This window comes from Roseinatronobacter ekhonensis, assembly GCF_900499075.1.
GTDB lineage: Bacteria > Pseudomonadota > Alphaproteobacteria > Rhodobacterales > Rhodobacteraceae > Roseinatronobacter > Roseinatronobacter ekhonensis.
The window spans coordinates 58,570-77,694 of the sequence record NZ_UIHC01000006.1 but is presented as its reverse complement, the minus strand read 5'-3'; the positions used below and the strand labels follow the sequence as shown (position 1 = coordinate 77,694).

Annotated in this window: 19 protein-coding genes and 2 pseudogenes; 8 read left to right on the top strand and 13 right to left on the bottom strand. The window is 62.1% G+C overall.

The window, feature by feature from the left end:
• Positions 1–63: 63 nt before the first annotated feature.
• Positions 64–513 (bottom strand): EF-hand domain-containing protein, encoded by a 450-nt coding sequence (locus ROE7235_RS04545; RefSeq protein WP_183073322.1) that lies wholly within the window; start codon positions 511–513, stop codon positions 64–66.
• Between the two features lie 128 nt (positions 514–641).
• Here ROE7235_RS04545 and panC point away from each other — a divergent pair, with 128 nt between their 5' ends.
• The 3 genes and pseudogenes from panC to ROE7235_RS04530 all read left to right on the top strand — a co-directional run bounded on the left by panC (position 642) and on the right by ROE7235_RS04530 (position 2,710).
• Complete coding sequence (gene panC / locus ROE7235_RS04540; RefSeq protein WP_121093488.1) at positions 642–1,481, top strand: pantoate--beta-alanine ligase; 840 nt, start codon at positions 642–644, stop codon at positions 1,479–1,481.
• 2 nt (positions 1,482–1,483) lie between these two features.
• Positions 1,484–2,293 carry a 3-methyl-2-oxobutanoate hydroxymethyltransferase gene (gene panB, locus ROE7235_RS04535; RefSeq protein ID WP_121093487.1) on the top strand — a complete coding sequence of 270 codons (810 nt, stop codon included), beginning with the start codon at positions 1,484–1,486 and terminating at the stop codon, positions 2,291–2,293.
• Positions 2,294–2,296: 3 nt separating this feature from the next.
• A pseudogene (locus tag ROE7235_RS04530) lies at positions 2,297–2,710 on the top strand (VOC family protein).
• Here the strand turns inward: ROE7235_RS04530 and ROE7235_RS04525 are convergent.
• Genes ROE7235_RS04525 through clpS form a run of 3 tightly spaced genes read right to left on the bottom strand, consistent with a single transcriptional unit; the run spans position 2,707 to position 4,880 of the window.
• The gene (locus ROE7235_RS04525; protein WP_121093486.1) at positions 2,707–3,516 is read right to left on the bottom strand and encodes an SDR family NAD(P)-dependent oxidoreductase; all 810 of its coding nucleotides are present in this window, start codon (positions 3,514–3,516) and stop codon (positions 2,707–2,709) included. The pseudogene ROE7235_RS04530 and the gene ROE7235_RS04525 overlap by 4 nt on opposite strands.
• On the bottom strand, positions 3,513–4,535 hold the full coding sequence (locus tag ROE7235_RS04520; protein WP_121093485.1) for a class I SAM-dependent methyltransferase: 1,023 nt from the start codon (positions 4,533–4,535) through the stop codon (positions 3,513–3,515). The genes ROE7235_RS04525 and ROE7235_RS04520 overlap by 4 nt, the downstream gene beginning before the upstream one ends.
• 9 nt (positions 4,536–4,544) lie before the next feature.
• Positions 4,545–4,880, bottom strand: coding sequence for an ATP-dependent Clp protease adapter ClpS (clpS, locus tag ROE7235_RS04515; RefSeq protein ID WP_370743426.1), 336 nt, complete (start codon positions 4,878–4,880; stop codon positions 4,545–4,547).
• A 90-nt stretch (positions 4,881–4,970) separates the two neighbouring features.
• Here clpS and ROE7235_RS04510 point away from each other — a divergent pair, with 90 nt between their 5' ends.
• On the top strand, positions 4,971–5,675 hold the full coding sequence (locus ROE7235_RS04510) for an HAD family hydrolase (RefSeq protein ID WP_121093484.1): 705 nt from the start codon (positions 4,971–4,973) through the stop codon (positions 5,673–5,675).
• A gap of 173 nt (positions 5,676–5,848) precedes the next feature.
• Entirely contained in the window at positions 5,849–7,783 is a 1,935-nt protein-coding gene (locus ROE7235_RS04505) for a D-alanyl-D-alanine carboxypeptidase family protein (RefSeq protein WP_121093483.1), read from the top strand.
• On the opposite strand, the gene ROE7235_RS04500 is transcribed toward ROE7235_RS04505, so the two are convergent.
• Positions 7,780–8,658: a DMT family transporter gene (locus tag ROE7235_RS04500; RefSeq protein ID WP_121093482.1), complete on the bottom strand. Its 879-nt coding sequence runs from the start codon at positions 8,656–8,658 to the stop codon at positions 7,780–7,782. The two genes, ROE7235_RS04505 and ROE7235_RS04500, sit on opposite strands and share 4 nt — an antisense overlap.
• A 222-nt stretch (positions 8,659–8,880) precedes the next feature.
• On the opposite strand from ROE7235_RS04500, the gene ROE7235_RS04495 reads away from it, so the two are divergent.
• A complete protein-coding gene (locus tag ROE7235_RS04495) occupies positions 8,881–9,306 on the top strand; it encodes a c-type cytochrome (protein ID WP_121093481.1) in 426 nt (141 codons plus the stop codon).
• Between the two features lie 57 nt (positions 9,307–9,363).
• Here the strand turns inward: ROE7235_RS04495 and ROE7235_RS04490 are convergent, their stop codons facing one another.
• Genes ROE7235_RS04490 through ROE7235_RS04480 form a run of 3 tightly spaced genes read right to left on the bottom strand, consistent with a single transcriptional unit; the run spans position 9,364 to position 12,489 of the window.
• A complete protein-coding gene (locus tag ROE7235_RS04490; RefSeq protein WP_121093480.1) occupies positions 9,364–10,632 on the bottom strand; it encodes a bifunctional folylpolyglutamate synthase/dihydrofolate synthase in 1,269 nt (422 codons plus the stop codon).
• Position 10,633: 1 nt separating this feature from the next.
• The gene (gene accD, locus ROE7235_RS04485) at positions 10,634–11,542 is read right to left on the bottom strand and encodes an acetyl-CoA carboxylase, carboxyltransferase subunit beta (protein WP_121093479.1); all 909 of its coding nucleotides are present in this window, start codon (positions 11,540–11,542) and stop codon (positions 10,634–10,636) included.
• Between the two features lie 56 nt (positions 11,543–11,598).
• Positions 11,599–12,489 (bottom strand): CPBP family intramembrane glutamic endopeptidase, encoded by an 891-nt coding sequence (locus ROE7235_RS04480; RefSeq protein WP_121093478.1) that lies wholly within the window; start codon positions 12,487–12,489, stop codon positions 11,599–11,601.
• A 110-nt stretch (positions 12,490–12,599) separates the two neighbouring features.
• On the opposite strand from ROE7235_RS04480, the gene cls reads away from it, so the two are divergent.
• Positions 12,600–14,027 carry a cardiolipin synthase gene (gene cls / locus ROE7235_RS04475; protein ID WP_121093477.1) on the top strand — a complete coding sequence of 476 codons (1,428 nt, stop codon included), beginning with the start codon at positions 12,600–12,602 and terminating at the stop codon, positions 14,025–14,027.
• Positions 14,028–14,088: 61 nt separating this feature from the next.
• Here the strand turns inward: cls and ROE7235_RS20515 are convergent, their stop codons facing one another.
• From ROE7235_RS20515 to ROE7235_RS04455, 5 genes and pseudogenes are all read right to left on the bottom strand, one after another.
• Complete coding sequence (locus ROE7235_RS20515) at positions 14,089–14,439, bottom strand: cytochrome-c peroxidase (protein ID WP_245963876.1); 351 nt, start codon at positions 14,437–14,439, stop codon at positions 14,089–14,091.
• 42 nt (positions 14,440–14,481) lie between these two features.
• A pseudogene (locus ROE7235_RS20510) lies at positions 14,482–14,928 on the bottom strand (cytochrome-c peroxidase); the annotation flags it as partial.
• Positions 14,929–15,233: 305 nt separating this feature from the next.
• Complete coding sequence (locus ROE7235_RS04465) at positions 15,234–15,764, bottom strand: acyl-CoA thioesterase (protein ID WP_121093476.1); 531 nt, start codon at positions 15,762–15,764, stop codon at positions 15,234–15,236.
• A 75-nt stretch (positions 15,765–15,839) separates the two neighbouring features.
• Positions 15,840–17,906, bottom strand: coding sequence for a DNA helicase RecQ (gene recQ / locus ROE7235_RS04460; RefSeq protein WP_121093475.1), 2,067 nt, complete (start codon positions 17,904–17,906; stop codon positions 15,840–15,842).
• Entirely contained in the window at positions 17,887–18,174 is a 288-nt protein-coding gene (locus tag ROE7235_RS04455) for a YggT family protein (RefSeq protein WP_121093474.1), read from the bottom strand. Before ROE7235_RS04455 ends, recQ begins: the two co-directional genes overlap by 20 nt.
• A gap of 128 nt (positions 18,175–18,302) precedes the next feature.
• Between ROE7235_RS04455 and yaaA the strand changes: the two genes are divergently transcribed.
• Entirely contained in the window at positions 18,303–19,070 is a 768-nt protein-coding gene (yaaA, locus tag ROE7235_RS04450; RefSeq protein WP_121093473.1) for a peroxide stress protein YaaA, read from the top strand.
• Positions 19,071–19,125 lie beyond the last annotated feature (55 nt).

The window sequence follows — 19,125 nt, the reverse complement described above, 5'->3', positions numbered from 1 at the left end:
CCTTGGCGACCAGATGCAGCGGAAAAACGACGCACCCATCGCAGGCGCGCCGTTTGGGGGCATTTAGCGCCCGAAATCGGCCGTGGTCACGACCCCGTCGCCATTGCGGTCGATCAGCGGAAACAGGCGGTCACTTGCGGCGGTGAACTCGGCTTTGGTAATCGTGCTATCGCCATCGGCATCGTTGAACGCCAGACCCATCGCGTCATGAATAACTTTGCCCGGTCCATTGCTCCCATGTCCGCCGCCTTTGCCTTGCTCCATCTCCAGCGCCTCGCGGTCGGTGATCGTGGCGGTCATATTGTCCAGTTCCGCGGTTTCCAGCACACCGCTGCCATCCAGATCAAACATCTCGAACAGGCTGGCACGGCGCTCGCGGATGTCCTCTGGTGTGACAGTCCCGCTGCCGGACATATCCCACTCGGCGATAAAGCCGGCGCCGGGTGTGCCATTGCCTTGGGCCAGAACCGGCAGGGGCATAAGCAGCGCGGCGGCGAGGAGGGTGATTTTCATGTCTTGGTTTCCTTGCGTTTGACATTCATACAAACGCATGTGTGGCCCGTTTCCGTCTGGACAGTTTGTCGCAGCTTGGCATTGGCCCGACAGGGCCGTAAAAGACGGGCACGAAACGGGGGGACCAGATGGAAATCTGCCGCACAAAGGATGCGATCCGCGCTTGGCGCGCAACGGCAGAGCATGTCACCCTTGTGCCCACCATGGGCTTTTTACATGCAGGTCATCTGTCGCTTGTGCGCCGCGCGCGGGCCGAGGGCGGCAAGGTCGCCGTATCGATCTTCGTGAATCCCACGCAATTCGGCCCGACAGAGGATCTGGCCACCTACCCCCGAGACGAGGCCCGTGATCTGGACCTGCTGCGGACTGAGGGGGTGGATGCCGTGTTCATCCCCGATGTGGCAGAGGTTTATGACCCTGCCGCCCAGACCATCGTGGAAACCACCGAATTGGCCAAAGTGCTGATCGGCAAGCTGCGCCCCGGCCATTTTCGCGGCGTGGCGACGGTTGTGACCAAGCTGTTCAACATTATCCGCCCCGATGCCGCCGTGTTCGGGGAAAAGGACTACCAGCAAGTGGCCGTTATCCGCACCATGGTGCGCGATCTGGATATGGATGTGACGATCATCGGCGCGCCTATCGAGCGTGAGGCGGATGGGCTGGCCATGTCCTCGCGCAATGTGCGGCTGACGCCAGAGGATCGCGCAAGCGCCCCCATTCTGGCGCGGGCCTTGGATGAGGCCGCCGTCATGGCCCCCACCGGCGTCACCGCGTCGCGTTTGCGCAGCCATGTCCGCGCCACACTGGAAGCGGAGCCCCGCGCGCAGGTACAATCGGTCGATATCCGCGATGCCGAAACACTTGAAACCATATCCGGGCCACTGACCCGTCCCGCCGTTATCTTGCTTGCGGTCAAGTTCGGTCAGGTGTTCCTGATCGACAACCGCGTTGTGACCCCGAAGGAGTGAACATGAGCGCCCAAGCCCCCATCCGCCGCATCACCGCGCCCAAAATCCGCGCCCGCAAAGGCGGCGAGCCGATTGTGTCGCTGACCAGCTACCACGCGCATACGGCCGCCATTGTCGACAAATACGCCGATTTCATCTTGGTGGGCGACAGCCTGGGCATGGTCATGCACGGCATGGACAGCACCATCGGCGTGCCTCTGGACCTTATGATCATGCATGGCAAGGCCGTGGTGCGCGGCACAGAGCGCGCGCTGATCGTGGTGGATATGCCCTTTGGCACCTACGAGGAAAGCCCGCAAATGGCTTTTCGCCATGCCGCCAAGATCATGAAGGAAACCGCTTGTGGCGCAGTCAAGCTGGAAGGCGGCGCGCGCATGGCCGAGACCATTCGCTTCCTGTCAGAACGTGGCATTCCGGTCATGGCGCATATCGGCCTGACCCCGCAATCGGTGAACACGATGGGCGGCTTCAAGGTGCAGGGCCGGGATGAGGCCGCGTGGCAGACCCATATTGACGATGCTGTTGCCGTGGCCGAGGCGGGCGCCTTTGCGCTGGTCGTCGAAGGCGTGGTCGAGGAACTGGCCGACCGCGTCACGGCGGCGGTGGATATTCCCACCATCGGCATCGGCGCGTCAAAGAATTGCGACGGGCAAATATTGGTGCTGGAAGACATGCTGGGTCTGAACCCCCGCGTGCCGAAATTCGTGAAAATCTACGGCGACCTTGGCCCGGCGATCGAACGCGCGGTGTCGGCCTATGCGGAAGAGGTGCAGGACCGCAGCTTCCCGACCTCTGACAACGTCTACAAATAGCCCATGCCCAGCCGTATCGCGCTCTTTTCCTTGCTCGTGCCCGACTATGACGCGGCCTTGGCGTTCTTCACCGGCATCGGCTTCGAATGTCGCGAGGATACCGACCTTGGCGGCGGCAAACGTTGGGTTCGGATTGCCCCGCCGGGCGCGCAGACGGAAATCCTGCTTGCCCGCGCCGTGGGCGACCGGCAGCAAGCCGCCATCGGCGAACAGGGTGGCGGGCGCGTCTGGCTGTTTCTGGAAACCGACAAGTTCGAGCGCGACTACCGCAACATGCTGGACCAAGGCGTGGCTTTCGAGGGCACGCCGCGGGACTAGCCTTATGGTCGCGTCGCGGTCTGGCAAGACCCTTGGGGCAACCGCTGGGATCTGATCCAGTTTGCGCAGGCCGACCGTAGCGGAACCGTCACACCCTAATGCGCGGGCACCGATACCGGGTCCAGTAGCGTGCGCCCGCCGTCGATAGTCACGATCTGCCCGGTCATGAAGGCGGCAGCGTCAGAGGACAGGAATTGCACCGCTTCAGCCGCTTCGGACGCGGCACCGATCCGGCCCATGGGCGTGTGGTGAAGGATGCGGTCGCGGTAAGCGTCATTCGACTGCATCTGGTCTTTCAGATTCGCACTCATGACAGACCCAAGCGCGACCCCGTTCACCCGCACCCGCGACGACGCCAGCGCCACGGCCATAGAGCGTGTCATCTGGTCCAGCGCGGCAGAGGCAATGGAATAGGCCATCAGTTCCGGCTGAGTGCGGCGCGCGGCAATCGAGGACAGGTTCACGATGGACCCGGCGGTCTTGACCTTGTCATCTTCGCCCTCTGCCTGCGAAATCATGCGCTTGGCGACAAGCTGGCTGAGTTTCAGACTGGCCAGCAGGTTCTGCTGCAAGGCCTCTTCCACCGTATCGCTCTGGTCATCCAGCGGGTCGAACGAAAAGCACTGGCGCGTGGCGTTGACCAAGATATCCACGCGGTCGAACGCATCCACGGTGGCCGATAGCAGGTTGGCGATGGTCAACCGCTCGCGCAGGTCGCCTGCAAAGAAAATGACCTGTTCATCGGCCCCCGAAATCTTGGCGACTTCGGATTTCAGCCTGCTTTCATCACGGTCGGCCATGACGACATTGGCGCCCTGATCGGTGAAATGGCGGGCAATGGCCAGCCCGACCCCGTTGGCAGAGCCGGTGATAATGGCGGTCTTGCCGGCGATTGAAAAGCTCATCGTTTCACCTTGCGCGGTTGCTTGGCATGCCAGACGCGGAAACGGTTGTCCTCTGCCACAACGGACACATGCACAAACCGGTCTTCCAACGCCTGTGCATAGGGTAAGTGGCGGTTGGCGACCACCCATAACTGCCCGCGTGTGCCCAGCGCGCGGGCGGCGGATGAAATGAACGCCATGCCAAGTTCCGGTCGCGCTTCGCGCCCAACATGGAAGGGCGGGTTCATGACAATGCCACCCAAGGATTCGGGCAGCGCGAAGCTGGTCGCGTCGGCCCAGTGAAATTGCGCGCGCGGGTCGGCTATATTGCGGCGCGCCGCGTGCAGTGCGTCATGCTCTGCTTCGACGACATGCAGGGTTTCGACGCCGCGTCGCGCCAGCACGGCCGCAGACAGATAGCCCCAACCTGCACCGAAATCGGCCATGCGGGCGGGCAATTCCGGCGGGAGCGCATTGGCCAGCATATGCGACGCGGGATCGACCGCATCCGCCGAAAACAGGCCCGGCGCGGTGGACATCGGGCCAAATTCCGTTTGCACGGTCTGCTCGGCGCCTGCCCAGTCGGCAAAATCCACGCCCTGCGGGTTGAACCACAGCACTCTGCCATGGGCTTTTGACAGGCTTTCGACGGCCACACGTCCGCGCAGTGCCTTCAACACCGAATCGATTCCGTCGGTTTTTTGCCCGTCCACGATCACCAGATCGCTGGCCAGGGCAGCGGCTTGGGCGATCAGCATATAAGCATGATCCTTGGCGCGCGGCAGGCAGACCAGAACCGTGGGCGCAGGCGTTGCGTCTACGCTCACCTTGTACCCCGCCTGTTGCAACCCGTCGTGGTCGGGACGGAACCCCTGCACCATGTTCAGCCGCCCTAGGTCTATCGGGTCAAACCGTTCACCGGCATGGGGCCGCAACACGGTCACGCGCCCGTCGGGCACAACAACGCCTTCGGACATGGCGTGGGCCAAACGCTCGGCGCGCGGCGCCGGGGCCGCAAGAGTCACAGGGCTGTGGGGCATGAAAGAGGGTTATTCTTTCTCTAGCGTGCATTGCAGCGGGTGTTGGTGACGGCGCGCGAAATCCATCACCTGCGCGACCTTGGTTTCCGCCACCTCGTGAGAGAAGACACCGACCACGGCAACACCCTTCTTATGCACCGTCAGCATGATGTCGAAGGCCATCGCGTGCGACATGCCGAAAAACCGTTCCAATACATGCACCACGAATTCCATGGGCGTATAATCGTCATTCAGCAGCATCACCTTGTACATCGGTGGCCGCTGTGTGCGGGTCTTGGTCTTGGTGACGACCGCGTCATCATTGTCCGGTCCATCACCATCTGTCATGGTCGGTGCGATCTGCATCGGGTTCATCCGCTTGGTTGCTGCTGGCTGCTATAACGTCGAATATAGGACGAGTCACCCCTCAGAAAACCCCACACATCAGGAGCCGCAATGGACAGGATCACCACCATCGGGTTCGATGCGGATGACACCCTTTGGCACAACGAACGTTTCTTTCGTATGACGCAAGAGCATTTCGCGGGGCTGCTGGCCGAATATACCGAACGCGACCGCTTGCTCTCGCGCCTGCTGGAGGCCGAGAAGCGCAACCTTGCGCGCTACGGTTACGGCATAAAGGGGTTCATGCTGTCGATGATAGAGACCGCGATCGAGGTGACAGACCAACGCGTGCCCGCCAGCGTGATCACTGAAATTCTGCACGCCGGGCAAGAGATGTTGCGCCACCCGATCGAACTGTTGCCCCATGCGCAGGAAAGTATCCGCGCGCTGGCACCATCCCACCATCTGGTGCTGATCACCAAGGGCGACTTGCTGGATCAGGAACGCAAGCTGGCGCAATCGGGCTTGGGCGATTTGTTCGACGCAATTGAAATCGTATCGGAAAAGACGCCGGACACCTATGCCCGTATTTTCGCGCGCCATGGCGAGGGCGCAGAGCGCGCCTTGATGGCTGGCAACTCCATGCGCTCTGACGTGGTGGCCCCGATTATGGCGGGCGCTTGGGGCGTACATATCCCCCACGGGCTGGAGTGGGAAATCGAACAGGCCGACACGCCGTTCGATCACGCGCGCTTCCGGGCCCTGCGGCATTTGGGCGAACTGCCCGATTTGGTCGGCTGGATTGACGGATGCTGACGCAGCATCTGGGGGGCGCGCGTGGCAAAAGCCCAATACCTGCCCGTTTCCGACATTAAGAAACACCTAAAACATATTGAATAAACATGCTTTTCCGGGCTTTCGCTTCGTGCTATCGTTGTTACAGCAGTTAAACCGCGTCAAAAAGCGGAACCAGATCAGAGGCAAACATTATGCAGGCGCATGTCATGCGACGCGTAGGGCTGGGCATAGTCGTGCTCGGGTGGTTGGTGGTGATGGCCGCCGCGCCACTGGTTGCGGCACCGTATGCCGCGATGGTTGTGGATGCCCGGAATGGTGAAGTGCTGCATGCGCGCAACCATGACACCAAGCTGCACCCTGCCTCGCTTACCAAGATGATGACGCTGTATCTGGCGTTCGAAGCGGTCAAACATGGCGAAGTCGGGCTTGATACGAAATTCAAGGTCAGCCGCCGCGCAACCCGCGCCGAATGCGTGTGCTTGGGCCTGAAACAAGGCCAGACCATCTCGTTGCGCTACCTGATCCGCGCAGCCGCACTACGCTCTGCCAATGATGCCGCCGTGGTGATTGCCGAAGGGATTTCCGGCAGTGTCGAGGCGTTTGCAAAACGCATGACCCTGACGGCGCGCGCCATGGGCATGCGCAACACGACCTTCAAAAACCCCCACGGGCTGACCCAGTCGGGGCATGTATCGACGGCGCGGGATATGACCACGCTGGGACGCCAACTGTTTTTCGACTATCCGCAATATTTCAATATCTTTTCGCGCCGGTCCGATTTCGCAGGCGTGGCAAATGTTCCCAATACGAACCGCCGCTTTCTGGATGCGTATCGCGGCGCCAACGGCATCAAGACAGGGTATACGCGCGCTGCCGGGTTTAACCTGACGGCGTCGGCGCAGCGCGGGTCAGAGCATATTATCGCAACCATGTTCGGCGGCAGCTCCACCGCAGCGCGCAACGCACGGGTGGCCGAATTGCTGGACATGGGATTCAGCCGCGCGAAATCGCGGGTGGCAGTGCGCAAACCGGGCACACCTGCCTATCAGGGGCGCGGCAATCTGGTAGCTGCGAAACCCAAGAACGGCGATGATGATCCCAATGCCGGGGCCAAGACAATCCGGCTGGTGACAGCCGTGCGCAAAAGCCCGCGCCCCCGCGCGCGCCCTGCGCCACAACTGCCTGAAGAATTGCTGGTCGCCGTCGCCGAAGGTGTCGACCTGTCCGTTACGGAAACCGCGGCAGAGTTGAGCCTTGCGGAACTGGCGCCCGAAGCGCTTCAGATTAGCCCGCCGCCCCGCCCGGACGACGAAGCTATCGCCGCCAATGAGCAAACCACGGAGGGCACGGACGACGCTGTCGATCTTGCGGTGGCAGAAGCGGCCGGCTTTTCGATTGCAGACCCGGAAGATCTGGCCGCGCTGGAACCGCCGGACGCGACGGACAGTTTGGCCGCGGATGCTGTTGAGGAAACCGCCGCAGAGCTTGTTGCACAGCCGCAAACCCCGAATACACGCCCAAGCGAGGCCGTGGGTGCCATGGCCCAAATCGACCCCGCTGCACCGGAAGAGGATGCGGCCCGCCTTGCGGCAGCTGCTGAGGAAGCGCCCAATCCTGTGCAACCCCCTGAGGCAATCGCTCAGGATGATGGTCCGCCACCGGAGATGCTCTGGACCGGAGCGCCAGAGTCGTTCCTGCCAGAGCCTGTCGATAGCGCGCTAAGCCTGAACGCCGATCTGGATGTAACTGTCCAGCCCACAGAACCCGCGGAAAACGGGATCATCCTGACCCGGTCAGAGCCTTCGGACTCTGATCTTGTGACGGCTATGGTTGCAGAAAGCTTCGACTCTGGTCCACCAGAGGTGATCAGCCGCGTTTCGACCTCGGATGCGGCGCGTCTTTGGGGCATATCATTGGGGGCGTTCAACACCCGCCATGATGCAGAGCGTAGTCTTATCACCGTTCGGATGGCTGAAGCGCAGGCGCTTTCCAGTGGGATCAGCCGCATTCGCCAGACCAGCGGACGGTTTGAGGCCAGCTTCGCCGGGCTGACCGAGGGCGAGGCCGACCGCGCCTGCGCCCGCTTGTCCGCGCGCGGGATGGATTGCAACGTGGCGCGGCCCTAACCGAGTTTGGCAACGACACGCGAACGTTGAACCGCCAGAATGCCCGCCATGATGATCGCGACCCCGATCACATCATAAATGCCAAGGCTCTCGCCCAGCAGCACAGCAGCAACCGCCACCCCGAAAAACGGGTTCAGGAAATGGAAGGTGGCGGCGCGGACCGCCCCGATCCGGCCCACCAACAGGAACCAGACCCAGGTCGCGGCCAAACCCGGAACCAGCACCGTGTAGCTGAACGCTGCGGCAAGCTGCCATGACCATGTGACCGTAAACGTCTCAAACGCAAGCGCCGGTCCAGCCAGAATCGCGGACCCAACCAACATCTGAAGGCCCACGATCATCAGCAGGTTACCGCCCCCGGCGGATGCGCCGCGCACCGACAGGGTTGCGACGGTCAAGGCGATTGCACCTGCGACGCACAGCGCCACGCCATACAGATCAACCCCGCTGCCCATGCGCGCGCCCATGATGATGGCTACACCGCCAAATCCGGCGGCAAGTCCGAAAATCGCCAGCGGACGCAAGCGTTCGCCCGCAAAAGCCCATCCCGCGAAAGCGACCAGCAAAGGCATGGACGAGGCGATGATCGCGGCGAGAGAGGCCTCTACCGTCTGTATGGCGACAAAGTTCAGGCCGAGATAGAGTGCGTTCTGTGACAGGCCAAAGACCAGAATCGCGCGCCATTGCGCACGTGTCAGGTTCCAGTTCTGCCCCAAGGCCCGCGCAATCGCGATCCCGATCAGGCCGGAAATCAGAAAGCGCAGCGACAGCGACATCAAAGGGGGCGCCGCCAGCACGATAATTCGTGCAGACGCAAAGGCCGACGACCACATAAAGGCAAAGGCCAGCCCCATCAACAGCGCGCGGATTTCCATGCATCGCCCCTTCCATCTGTTCGCTGCACATGTGAACCGATACCCGTAGCGCGCAAGAGTTTCCAGCGCGCAGTTTTCGCGGCAATGCCCTCTGCGACAAAAGGTATATTCATGATTTTATATTTAGTGCGTTGCGAAAGGGGATTTGTCGGGTATGGTGAGAGCGTTGTCCGGTATCCCACCGTATTCTGACGACTGTAAGCCAACGAGGAAGAGGACCCGATGAAGCTTAAAGCCGCCATGATTTTTACCCTGTGCGCCCTGCCGATGGGTGCGCACGCTCAAGCCAGCGGTGATGCCGCCGAAGGCGAAAGTAATTTCCGCCAATGCACCAGCTGCCACGGTATTGCATCGCCCGATGGTGAGGTCATTCACCGCGTCGCGCCCACGGGGCCGAACCTGTGGGGCGTTGCGGACCGCGTTGCCGGCTCGTTCGACGGCTACAGCCGGTATTCCAGCGCCATTCAGGCAGCGGGCGAAGCCGGGATCACTTGGACCGAAGAGAACTTCGTCGCTTATGTGAATGACCCAACCGGCTACCTGCGCGAAGTGACCGGCGATGCACGGGCACGCTCGAATATGAACCACCGCCTGCGCGGCTCCGCCGAGGACATCTACGCTTATCTGGCGCAGTTCGGCGCGGAATAATCCGGGCATAGCGACACCAAAAGGGGCCCTAAGGCCCCTTTTTTCATGCGCATTGATCTAGCCGTTCTCGCGCAGGATATGCCCCGCCAAATAGAGCGATCCGCAAATCAGAACCTGCGCGGTCGGGTCGGTTTCAGCAATGCTGCGCAAGGCGCCGACCACGCTTTCGGCTTCGACCGCCGCAAGTCCCGCCGCGCGCGCGGCCTGTGCCGTGGCCTCTGCGCTCAGGGTCGCCGCCTCGCCGGGAATGGATACCGCATAAAGCTGTCGCGCATGCGGGGCCAAGGGCTGCATGAAGCCTGTCACATCCTTGGTGTTGAGCATCCCGCAGATCAGCCATCGCGGTCGGTCGCCCTGCGCTTTCAGCGTGGCGGCAATCGCTTGCCCGGCGGCGGGGTTATGCCCGCCATCCAGCCAAAGCGTTCCTTCAGGCAACGTTTCGGCCAGCGGACCGTGACGCAGACGCTGCATGCGGGCGGGCCACTCTGCACGCGTGACGGCCGCTTCGGCGCCCTCACCGTGCCCCAATGCGCGCAGCGCCGCGATCGCAGTTCCGGCGTTTTGCACCTGATGCGGCCCCGCCAGACGCGGCATCGGCAGGTCCAGCAATCCGGTCTCGTCCTGATAGATCAGCCGCCCGCCTTCGCTTGTGACATGCCAATGCTGGCCCTGCACCATCAGGGGCGCGCCCAGCCGCGCCGCGCGCGCTTCGATCGCGTCCAGCGCCGCGTCGTCTTGCGCGGCGACCACACAGGGCACACCGCGTTTCATGATCCCGGCCTTTTCGCCGGCAATCTTGGCCAGCGTGTCGCCTAGATATTGCTCATGGTCCATGCTGACGGGCGTGATGATTGTCAGCGCAGGCGCGTCCACCACATTGGTTGCGTCCAGACGCCCGCCAAGCCCCACTTCCAGCAACGTGTAGTCGGCGGGCGTTCGGGCAAAGGCCAGCAACGCGGCACAGGTGGTAATCTCGAAATAGGTAATCGCACCCGCGCCATTGGCGTGCAGGCATTCGTCCAGAATCGCGCTCAGGGCATTTTCTGCAATCAGATCGCCGGACAGGCGTATCCGTTCATGAAACCGCGCCAGATGGGGGCTTGTATAGGCATGGGCCGACAGCCCGACCCCTTCCAGCCCCGCGCGAATCATGGCCTGCGTGCTGCCCTTGCCATTGGTTCCGGCAAGATGAATGACGGGGGGCAAACGCCGCTCTGGATGGTCCAGCGCCGCCAGCAGACGCCAGACACGGTCCAGCGTGAGGTCAATGATCTTGGGATGGAATTCCATCATCCGCGCCAGCAGCGCGTCAGACTCCGGCATCATGTTACTCTGCCTGTGCGGGGGCAGGCGGGGGCGGCGCTGGCAGATCGCCATGCACCACGGCGCTTTGGCCCGTCAGCATGCGCAGGATCGTGGCGATTTCCGCGCGCTGTTCCTTGCGGGGCGTCACGCGGTCCAGCATCCCGTGTTCCAACAAATACTCGGCGCGCTGGAACCCCTCAGGCAAGGTTTCGCGTATCGTCTGTTCGATCACACGCGGCCCGGCAAAGCAGATCAGAGCGCCGGGCTCTGCAATCTGCACATCGCCCAGCATGGCATAGCTTGCGGTTACGCCGCCGGTGGTGGGATCGGTCAGCACCACGATATACGGCAGCCCCGCCTCGCGCAGCATGTCGACCGCGACGGTGGTGCGCGGCATTTGCATCAGCGACAAAATGCCTTCCTGCATCCGCGCGCCGCCGGCGGCGGAAAACAGCACCAAAGGCAATTTGCGGTCCACGGCGTGCTGGCAGGCGGCAATGATCGCATTGCCCACATACATGCCCATCGACCCGGCCATGAAGCTGAAATCCTGCGCCACGGCAACGATCCGTGTGCGCAGCACTTCACCCTCGGCCACCAGCATCGCTTCTTTTTCGCCCGTGGTTTTCTGGGCAGTTTTCATCCGGTCAGGATATTTCTTCTGGTCGCGAAATTGCAGCGGGTCAGGCAGGGGCGCAGGCACCTGAATTTCCTGAAACAGCCCGCCATCGAAGAAACCGGCGAAGCGTTCGCGCGGAGTCAGCGGCATATGATGCCCGCAACTGGTGCAGACCTGGCTGTTGTCGGTCAATTCGCGATGAAACAGCATGGTCCCGCAGGCGGGGCATTTTTCCCACAGGTTTTCCGGCATCTCGCGCTTGGTAAAGAACGAGTCGATTGTGGGGCGAACGTAATTGGTGATCCAGTTCATCGGGCATCCCTGCGCAGGCTTTGGGCTGAGATAAGCAAACCGCGCGACAAATGCAATCAGCGACCCCGCAGCCAGCGCCGCAGCACAGCCCAGACCAGCACCAAAGCAAGCAGATCGGCCACAAGCAGCCCGAGAACGCTGGACGGATCAGACAGCGAATACGGCAGACGGAACAGGGCGACCCCGTCCAGCGCCTCTCCGGTGGTGAAGACAAGGATTGCAAGAATATTGTTGCCGAAATGCATACCCCACGCCAGCCCAAGTGAGCCACTGCGCGCGGTCAGATCTGCCATGAGCAGGCCGAAAAATCCGGTCAAGCCGACCAGCAACCACGCCCCCTGCCCCATTTCTGCGGGCGCATAATGCAGCAGGCCGAACAGGATGGAGGGGATCACGAAAGAGACCCAGCGCGCCACGAACCGCGCGGCAAGCTGCTGTTGCAGGTAGCCGCGAAAGACGATCTCTTCGGCGCCGGTTTGCAGGATCAGCCCCAACAGAACCGGCACAACAAAGATGGCCCATGTCGACAAGGGCACCCCCGGCGTCAGGTTGCCAGAGGCCACCACCCACACGATGCCCGGCAGCGACACGGCCATGAACACGCCAAACGCCACCCCGAAATCGCGCAGCAACACGTCGCGCGGGCCGAACAGGCTGGCAACAGCGCGTTTGTGAACCCAACGAACCGCTGCGAATGTGCCCAATACCAAGCCGCCGAACGTGGCCAGAAGCACCAGAATAGAGAGTGGTGACGATCCGATACCGACCTGCCCCATCGCCCGGTCTGCGCCGTCCAGCCCGACCGCGAACGCCACCGCAAGCCCGATCACGGCCATCCATGCAAGGTAGATTAAAAGGATCAACCCGACGCCAAGACCCAGCCGCCATAGCTGCGGGCGCAACCGCGCGGGGGCGATAAATCTGTCTTGAGCTTGTGAAAACGGCATGGGCGCTGTCCATTTCTGGCAGAAAATTCTTATATGATGCGACAAGATAGAACCGGCTCCTGTGCTTCAAGCAAATACGGGGGCCAAGCGCAATCGACCTCGGAGGGGGGATGGCATCGTTCTCGGTCACATTGGTGTTCATGGCGCAGGCCGCTTTCGTGGTCCGCGCATTGCTGCGCCCCGGTCTGACCCCTTCTGCGCGGCTGGCTTGGGTCACGATCATCCTTGCCCTGCCGGGTGTCGGTCTGGTGGCATATTTCCTGTTCGGCGAAATCCGCATGGCACGGGCGCAGCGCGAACGCATCCGCGAGATTCGCAATCACCTGAGCGCAGCGCAGATCGGACGGGTCGGGCCGCAGGCGGATGTCACGCGGCAGGCGCGGCCGGCCTTTGCGGCGGGGCAGGCCACCAGCCAGTTTCCGCCCGTGCCGTGCAACCAGATGACCTTGCTGCCCGAGGGCGATGCGATGATGGACGATATCATCACCGCCATCGACGCCGCGCGCGATCACGTGCATGTGCTGTTCTACATATGGCTGCCCGACCGGACCGGCACGCGCATGGCCCAAGCCCTGACGGCGGCGGCGCGGCGCGGTGTCGCCTGCCGCGTGCTGGTCGATGATCATGGTGCAAGACGGCTCATCCGCTCGCCCCTGTGGCGGCAGATGCAGGCGGCGGGCGTGGCGCTGGAACGCGCGGCCCCCTTGGGCAACCCGCTAGTCAGCCTGCTATTCGGGCGGATCGACCTGCGCAACCACCGCAAGATCGTGGTGGTCGATAACAGCCTGTCATGGGTAGGTAGCCGCAATTGCGCGGACGCAGCCTTTGCGATCAAACCGCGCTTTGCGCCTTGGGTGGATATTCTGGTGCGGCTGGAAGGGCCTGTCGTGCGCCAACAGCAGGCCGTGTTCGTGCATGACTGGATGACCCACCACGCAGAAGACCTTGGGGCGCTTTTGGCCGAACCCCTTGCCAATGACGCGCCGGGACATGTGGTCGCACAGGTCATTTCCTCTGGCCCCGATGACGTGCAGACCACGCCCTCGGACGCGCTATGCGCCATGATCTATGCCGCCACCGACCGGCTGGTTATGACAACGCCCTATTACGTCCCCGACCACGCATTGCACGTGGCCATATGCTCGGCAGCCGAACGCGGCGTGACGGTGGATCTGGTCCTGCCCGCCCGCAACGACAGCGCCATCGTGGGCGCGGCAAGCGAGAGCCTTGTGCCGGAATTGCTGAACGCGGGCGTGCGCGTGCATCTGTTCGCGCCGGGGCTGATCCATTCCAAGATAGTCACGGTGGACGGGCAATTCGCCATGCTGGGCACCGCCAATCTGGACCACCGCAGTTTCGACCTGAACTACGAGAATTCGCTGCTACTGGAATGTCCCGACTTCACCGCAGAACTGGATGCCCGCCAGCACAGCTATATCGACCGCGCCACAGAGTTGGACCGCGCCACAGTCGCCGCATGGCCATTCTGGCGCCGGTTGCGCAATAACATCATTGCGCTGGCCAGCCCACTTTTGTGAAAAAGCCGCCCCGGCGTGGGAGGACGCAGGGACGGCAAAGTGTTGGGATAAACCCCGCGCCTTATGGCAGCGCGGGAATTTCCACTGCGGGCATTTCACCCGTCAGCGCGTGCAGGAAGGCAACGATCGCGTCATTCTCATCTTCAGAGAATTCCTGCCCCAGCATCTGTTCGCCCATCAGGTTCACCGCGTCGTGCAGGTTGTCCACCGACCCGTTGTTAAAATACGGATAGGTCACAGCCACGTTGCGCAGCGTCGGCGTGCGGAAGGCGAATTTGTCGGCCTCATCGCCCGTAACAAGAAAGCGGCCTTCATCCTTCGAGCTGGGCAGCTCGAACCGGTAATAGTTGCTGTCGGTCAGGGCGGGGCCGTTGTGGCACGCCACGCAACCTGCATCGACAAACAGTTTCATGCCGTCCACCTGCTGATCGGTCATCGCCTGCACATCACCGCGCAGGAAACGGTCCAGTGGCGAATTGGGCGTGTTCAGCGTGCGCTCGAATGCGGCAATCGACAGGGCCACGTTTTCGGCGCGGATCGGGTCGGCATCCTCCGGGAAGGCGGTTGCGAAGTGGTCTTGATACACCTCGAACTCTTTCAGGCGCTGGATCGCTTCTTCAAGCGTCATGTTCATTTCCACATCGGCCTGAATGGGGCCAAGCGACTGGCCTTCAAGGTCAGGCTCGCGCCCGTCCCAGAATTGCGCGCCAAGGAAACCCGAGTTCAGCACGGTCGGCGTGTTGCGGTTGCCAACCTAGCCACCATGCCCCACGGCGCGGTCGATCCGGTCGGTCCAACCAAGCGCAGGGTTGTGACATGTCGCGCAGCTAATCACGCCCGACGCTGAAATACGCGGTTCAAAGAACAGCATCTGGCCAAGCTCGATCTTGGCTTTGTCCATGCTGTTATCGGCCGGAATCGGCGGCAGATAGGGCAGCGGCTCGAAGAAATCCATGTATTCGGCGATATCCTCGGCATGAACAGCGGTTGCGCCAAGCACAAGGGCAAGCGCCGTGGCACCTAGCCGGGGAAGAAAGCGGGGGTCATATTGGCCTCCATGTTCGGTCATCTCCTGACGGTCCTGCGACACGTGCCGCAAAACTTTCGCGCGTCTGAGATCACCTTACCGTGAGGATTCGGCGGCGGCTTTGACCTAGATCAAACATTAGAATGATTATAAATTCAGTAATGGTGATAGATGTTTTATCACATCACTGGCGGCCAGGGGCGCGTGGCCTCGGCAGCGATCCAGGCTTGCACCCAATCGGGCAGTGAAGGGCTTTCGCCGCTATGCCCAAGGGCATCCAGCACATCTGCTGTGGGCACGATTCCCTTGGAACTTGTCACGGCAGAGCGGATCAGGATGTGATTGGCACATTCCGCGCCCTTCCACATGGATTGCTCGGTATACAGAAACCGTGCATCCCAGCCAATGCAGCGGCTGCGCATCTCGAACCGCTCGAACGCGCGAATGCGCTTGCGGTAGCGATTGGAATTGCCCGCCACGGTGATCCCCCATCCCTTGCTGCGCAGCACCACGCCCAGCCCTGTGCGCATGGCCATCGGAATGCGGCCCAGATCATATAGCGTCAGCGTGCGGCCATTGTTCAACTCGACCCAAGGGTCCAGATCCCACGGCCAGCAGCGATGGTGCGACACATGCGTGTCCAGCAGCCCCAACCGGGGCGCGTTGCGGAATTTCAGCATTTGGGCGGCGAAGCGCAGAAACGGATACATCGGAATTCCTTTCTGGCGCGTGGGTGTCGCGGGCGGCAGGCCGGGTCAAGCCCCGCCCCAACGTAAAGTAGCGCGTCAGAGGCTATGCAGACGGGACAGAATCTCTGCGCCGAACCGTTCCATGCGTGCGTCATCCATGCCCCTGATCCGGGCCAGATCGGCATCATTGGCGGGGCGCCGTTCGGCAATGGCGCGCAAAGTCGCAGGGGTCAGCGTCAGCAACTTGCCCGTGCCGTCCGCGCCCCGCTCCAGTCCGCGCGCGACCTCTGCCAGTTCGTCAAACAGCGCGCCTGCCTCGCGCCCAGCCAGCTTGCGGCGCTGGGGGTGCTGCGCGTCCGGCATGGCGCCGGTAATTACGGCCAGAAACTCTGCCCCGTAACGCTCCAGCTTGGTCGCCCCCACGCCGGAAATGCGCGCCATTGCATCCATGCTGTTTGGCCGGGTTTCCGCCATTTCGATCAAGGTGCGGTCGGTGAAGATGACATAAGCGGGCACGCGCGCGGTTTCGGCCAGCGCGCGGCGCTTGGCTTTCAGAGCTGACAAAAGCGGCGCGTCTTCATCCGAAACAAGCGCTTTGACCGCAGGACCGTCACGGGCGGTTGTGATCGTATCTTCGCGCAGGGTGATCTCGGCCTCTCCACGCAGGATGGGGCGGGCCGCTTCGGTCATCCGCAACGCGCCGTGGCGCTCGGCATCGGGGCGGACCAGATCGCGCCCCATCATCTGCCGGAACACCGCCTGCCACTTGGCGCGGCTCAGATCGCGGCCCACGGCGAAGGTGGGCAAGTGCTCATGTCCACGCGCGCGCACCTTGTCGGTGGCATTACCAGTCAGAATATCGACCAAGTGACCCACGCCGAACCGCTCATCCGTGCGCAGCATGGCCGACAGCGCCTTGCGCACGGGTGTGGTCGCATCGAACAGCTTGACCGGTCGGGCGCACAGGTCGCAATTCCCGCAAGGCTCTGACGCCTCGCCAAAATAGGACAAAAGCACCTGACGGCGGCATCCCACGGCCTCTGCCAGCCCCAGAAGAGCGTTCAACCGCACATGGTCAGCCTCTCGTCGTTCCGGCGGCGCAGGGCTTTCGTCTATTTGCGACCGGCGCAGGCGAATATCATCGGGGCCATACAGCGTGAACGTGTCGGCAGGCGCGCCGTCACGCCCGGCGCGGCCGATTTCCTGATAATACGCCTCGATGGATTTCGGCAAATCGGCATGGGCCACCCAGCGGATATCGGGCTTGTCTATGCCCATGCCGAACGCCACGGTCGCCACCACGATCAGGTCATCCTCGCGCTGGAACAGTTCTTCCACGGCGCGGCGGGTGTCTGCTTCCATCCCGCCATGATAGGCGCGGGCGTTGTGGCCCGCCTCGCGCAGCCCTTGCGCCAAGGCTTCGGTGCGTGCACGGGTCCCGCAATACACAATCCCCGACTGCCCGCGCCGCGCGCCTGCATAGGTCAGGATCTGCTTGCGCGGGCTGTCCTTGACCGTGAAATTGAGCGTGATGTTCGGCCGATCGAACCCGCGCAAAAAGATGTTCGGCGCGCGCCCCTCGAACAGCCGTTTCAGGATCTCGGCGCGGGTTTCGGCATCTGCGGTGGCGGTAAACGCCGCCATCGGCACGTCCAACGCGCGGCGCAGATCGCCAATACGCAGGTAGTCGGGGCGGAAATCATGCCCCCACTGGCTGACGCAATGCGCCTCATCCACCGCGATCAGCGTGCAGCGGGCGCGGCGCAGCAGGTCCAGCGTGCCCGACGACGCCAACCGCTCGGGCGCAATATACAGCAGCTTCAAGTCCCGCCGGTCTATGGCCTCGAACACCGCGTCGCGCTCGGCCTCTGTGTTGCCGGATGTCAGCGACCCTGCCGCCACGCCCAGTTCCTGCAACCCGCGCACTTGGTCACGCATCAGCGCGATCAGCGGCGAAATCACAACGGTCAGACCGTCACGGCACAATGCAGGGAGTTGAAAACATAACGATTTACCGCCGCCCGTGGGCATCAGCGCAAGCGTGTCTTGCCCGGCGGCGACAGATTCCACGATTTCGGCCTGTCCCGGGCGGAACCCGTCAAACCCGAATACCTGTTGAAGGATTGCCTGAGGGTCAGCCCCCTCAGATAAACATGGCTGCATTGTTGGTCAGGATAATCTGGATCGCATAAATGGCCAGCAGTGCAACCAACGGCGCAAGGTCGATCCCGCCCAGATCGGGCAGAAAGCGGCGAATGCGGGTATAGACCGGCTCCACCAGCCGGTTAATGCCATCCCAGATCGACGCCACCATCGGCGACCCCAGGCTGAGAACATTGAAATTTATCAACCAACTCAGGATGATATGCGCGATAATGATGAATTGCGCCACGTTCAGCACAAGCAGGATAATCTGGATGATCGACAGCATCTTGGGCCTTTTCGCGATTGGATAGGCCCTATCTAAGGGCGCGCGCCACCAAGAGCAACCATTTCACCCGTCTGGACAGCAGCGACACAATCGCTAGGTAAGCAGTGTTGCCACGAAGGACCGCGCTGATGCTTGTTATCTTGTCCCCTGCGAAAAAACTCGACTGGTCGCCTCAGGACGTTGCGTCCACGTCACCCGATTTTCAGACAGACGCCGTGGTGCTGGCCGCGACTGCCAAGAAGCTGGGCGCACCGGGGCTGAGAAAGCTGATGCATATCAGCGACAAGCTGGCGGAACTGAACCTGGAACGGTTCGAATCCTTTCAGGCCGACCCCGCGCCAGAAGCGACCCGTCCCGCAATTCATGCCTTCGCGGGCGACACCTATACAGGGCTGGATGCCCACTCGCTTGATGCCGATGCGCTGGATTGGGCGACAGGGCATTTGCGCATCCTGTCGGGGCTATACGGCCTGCTGCGCCCGTTTGACGCGATGCAACCCTACCGGCTGGAAATGGGCAGCCGCCTTGCAACCTCGAAAGGCAAATCGCTCTATGCGTATTGGGGCGACAGTATTTCCAAGGCGCTGAATGACGCGGCAGCGCAGGCCGGTGCCAATGTCGTGGTCAACTGCGCCTCGCAGGAGTATTTCGGTGCGGTGGATTTGGATGCACTCTCGCCACGCATTGTCACCCCGCAATTTATGGACAGCCGCGACGGCGCGGACCCCAAGGTCATCAGCTTTTTCGCCAAGAAAGCCCGCGGTGCCATGGCGCGGTTCATCTTGGAACATCGCCTGACAGATCCGGCAGACTTGCAGGGCTTTCAGACTGGCGGGTACGTTTATGACCGCACGCGATCATCGCCGGATCAACCGGTTTTCATCCGCGAAAGCTAACACGCCAAACGCGGCACCTTTTGCCCATTCATCCTTGCGGAAATATCCTCAGGGG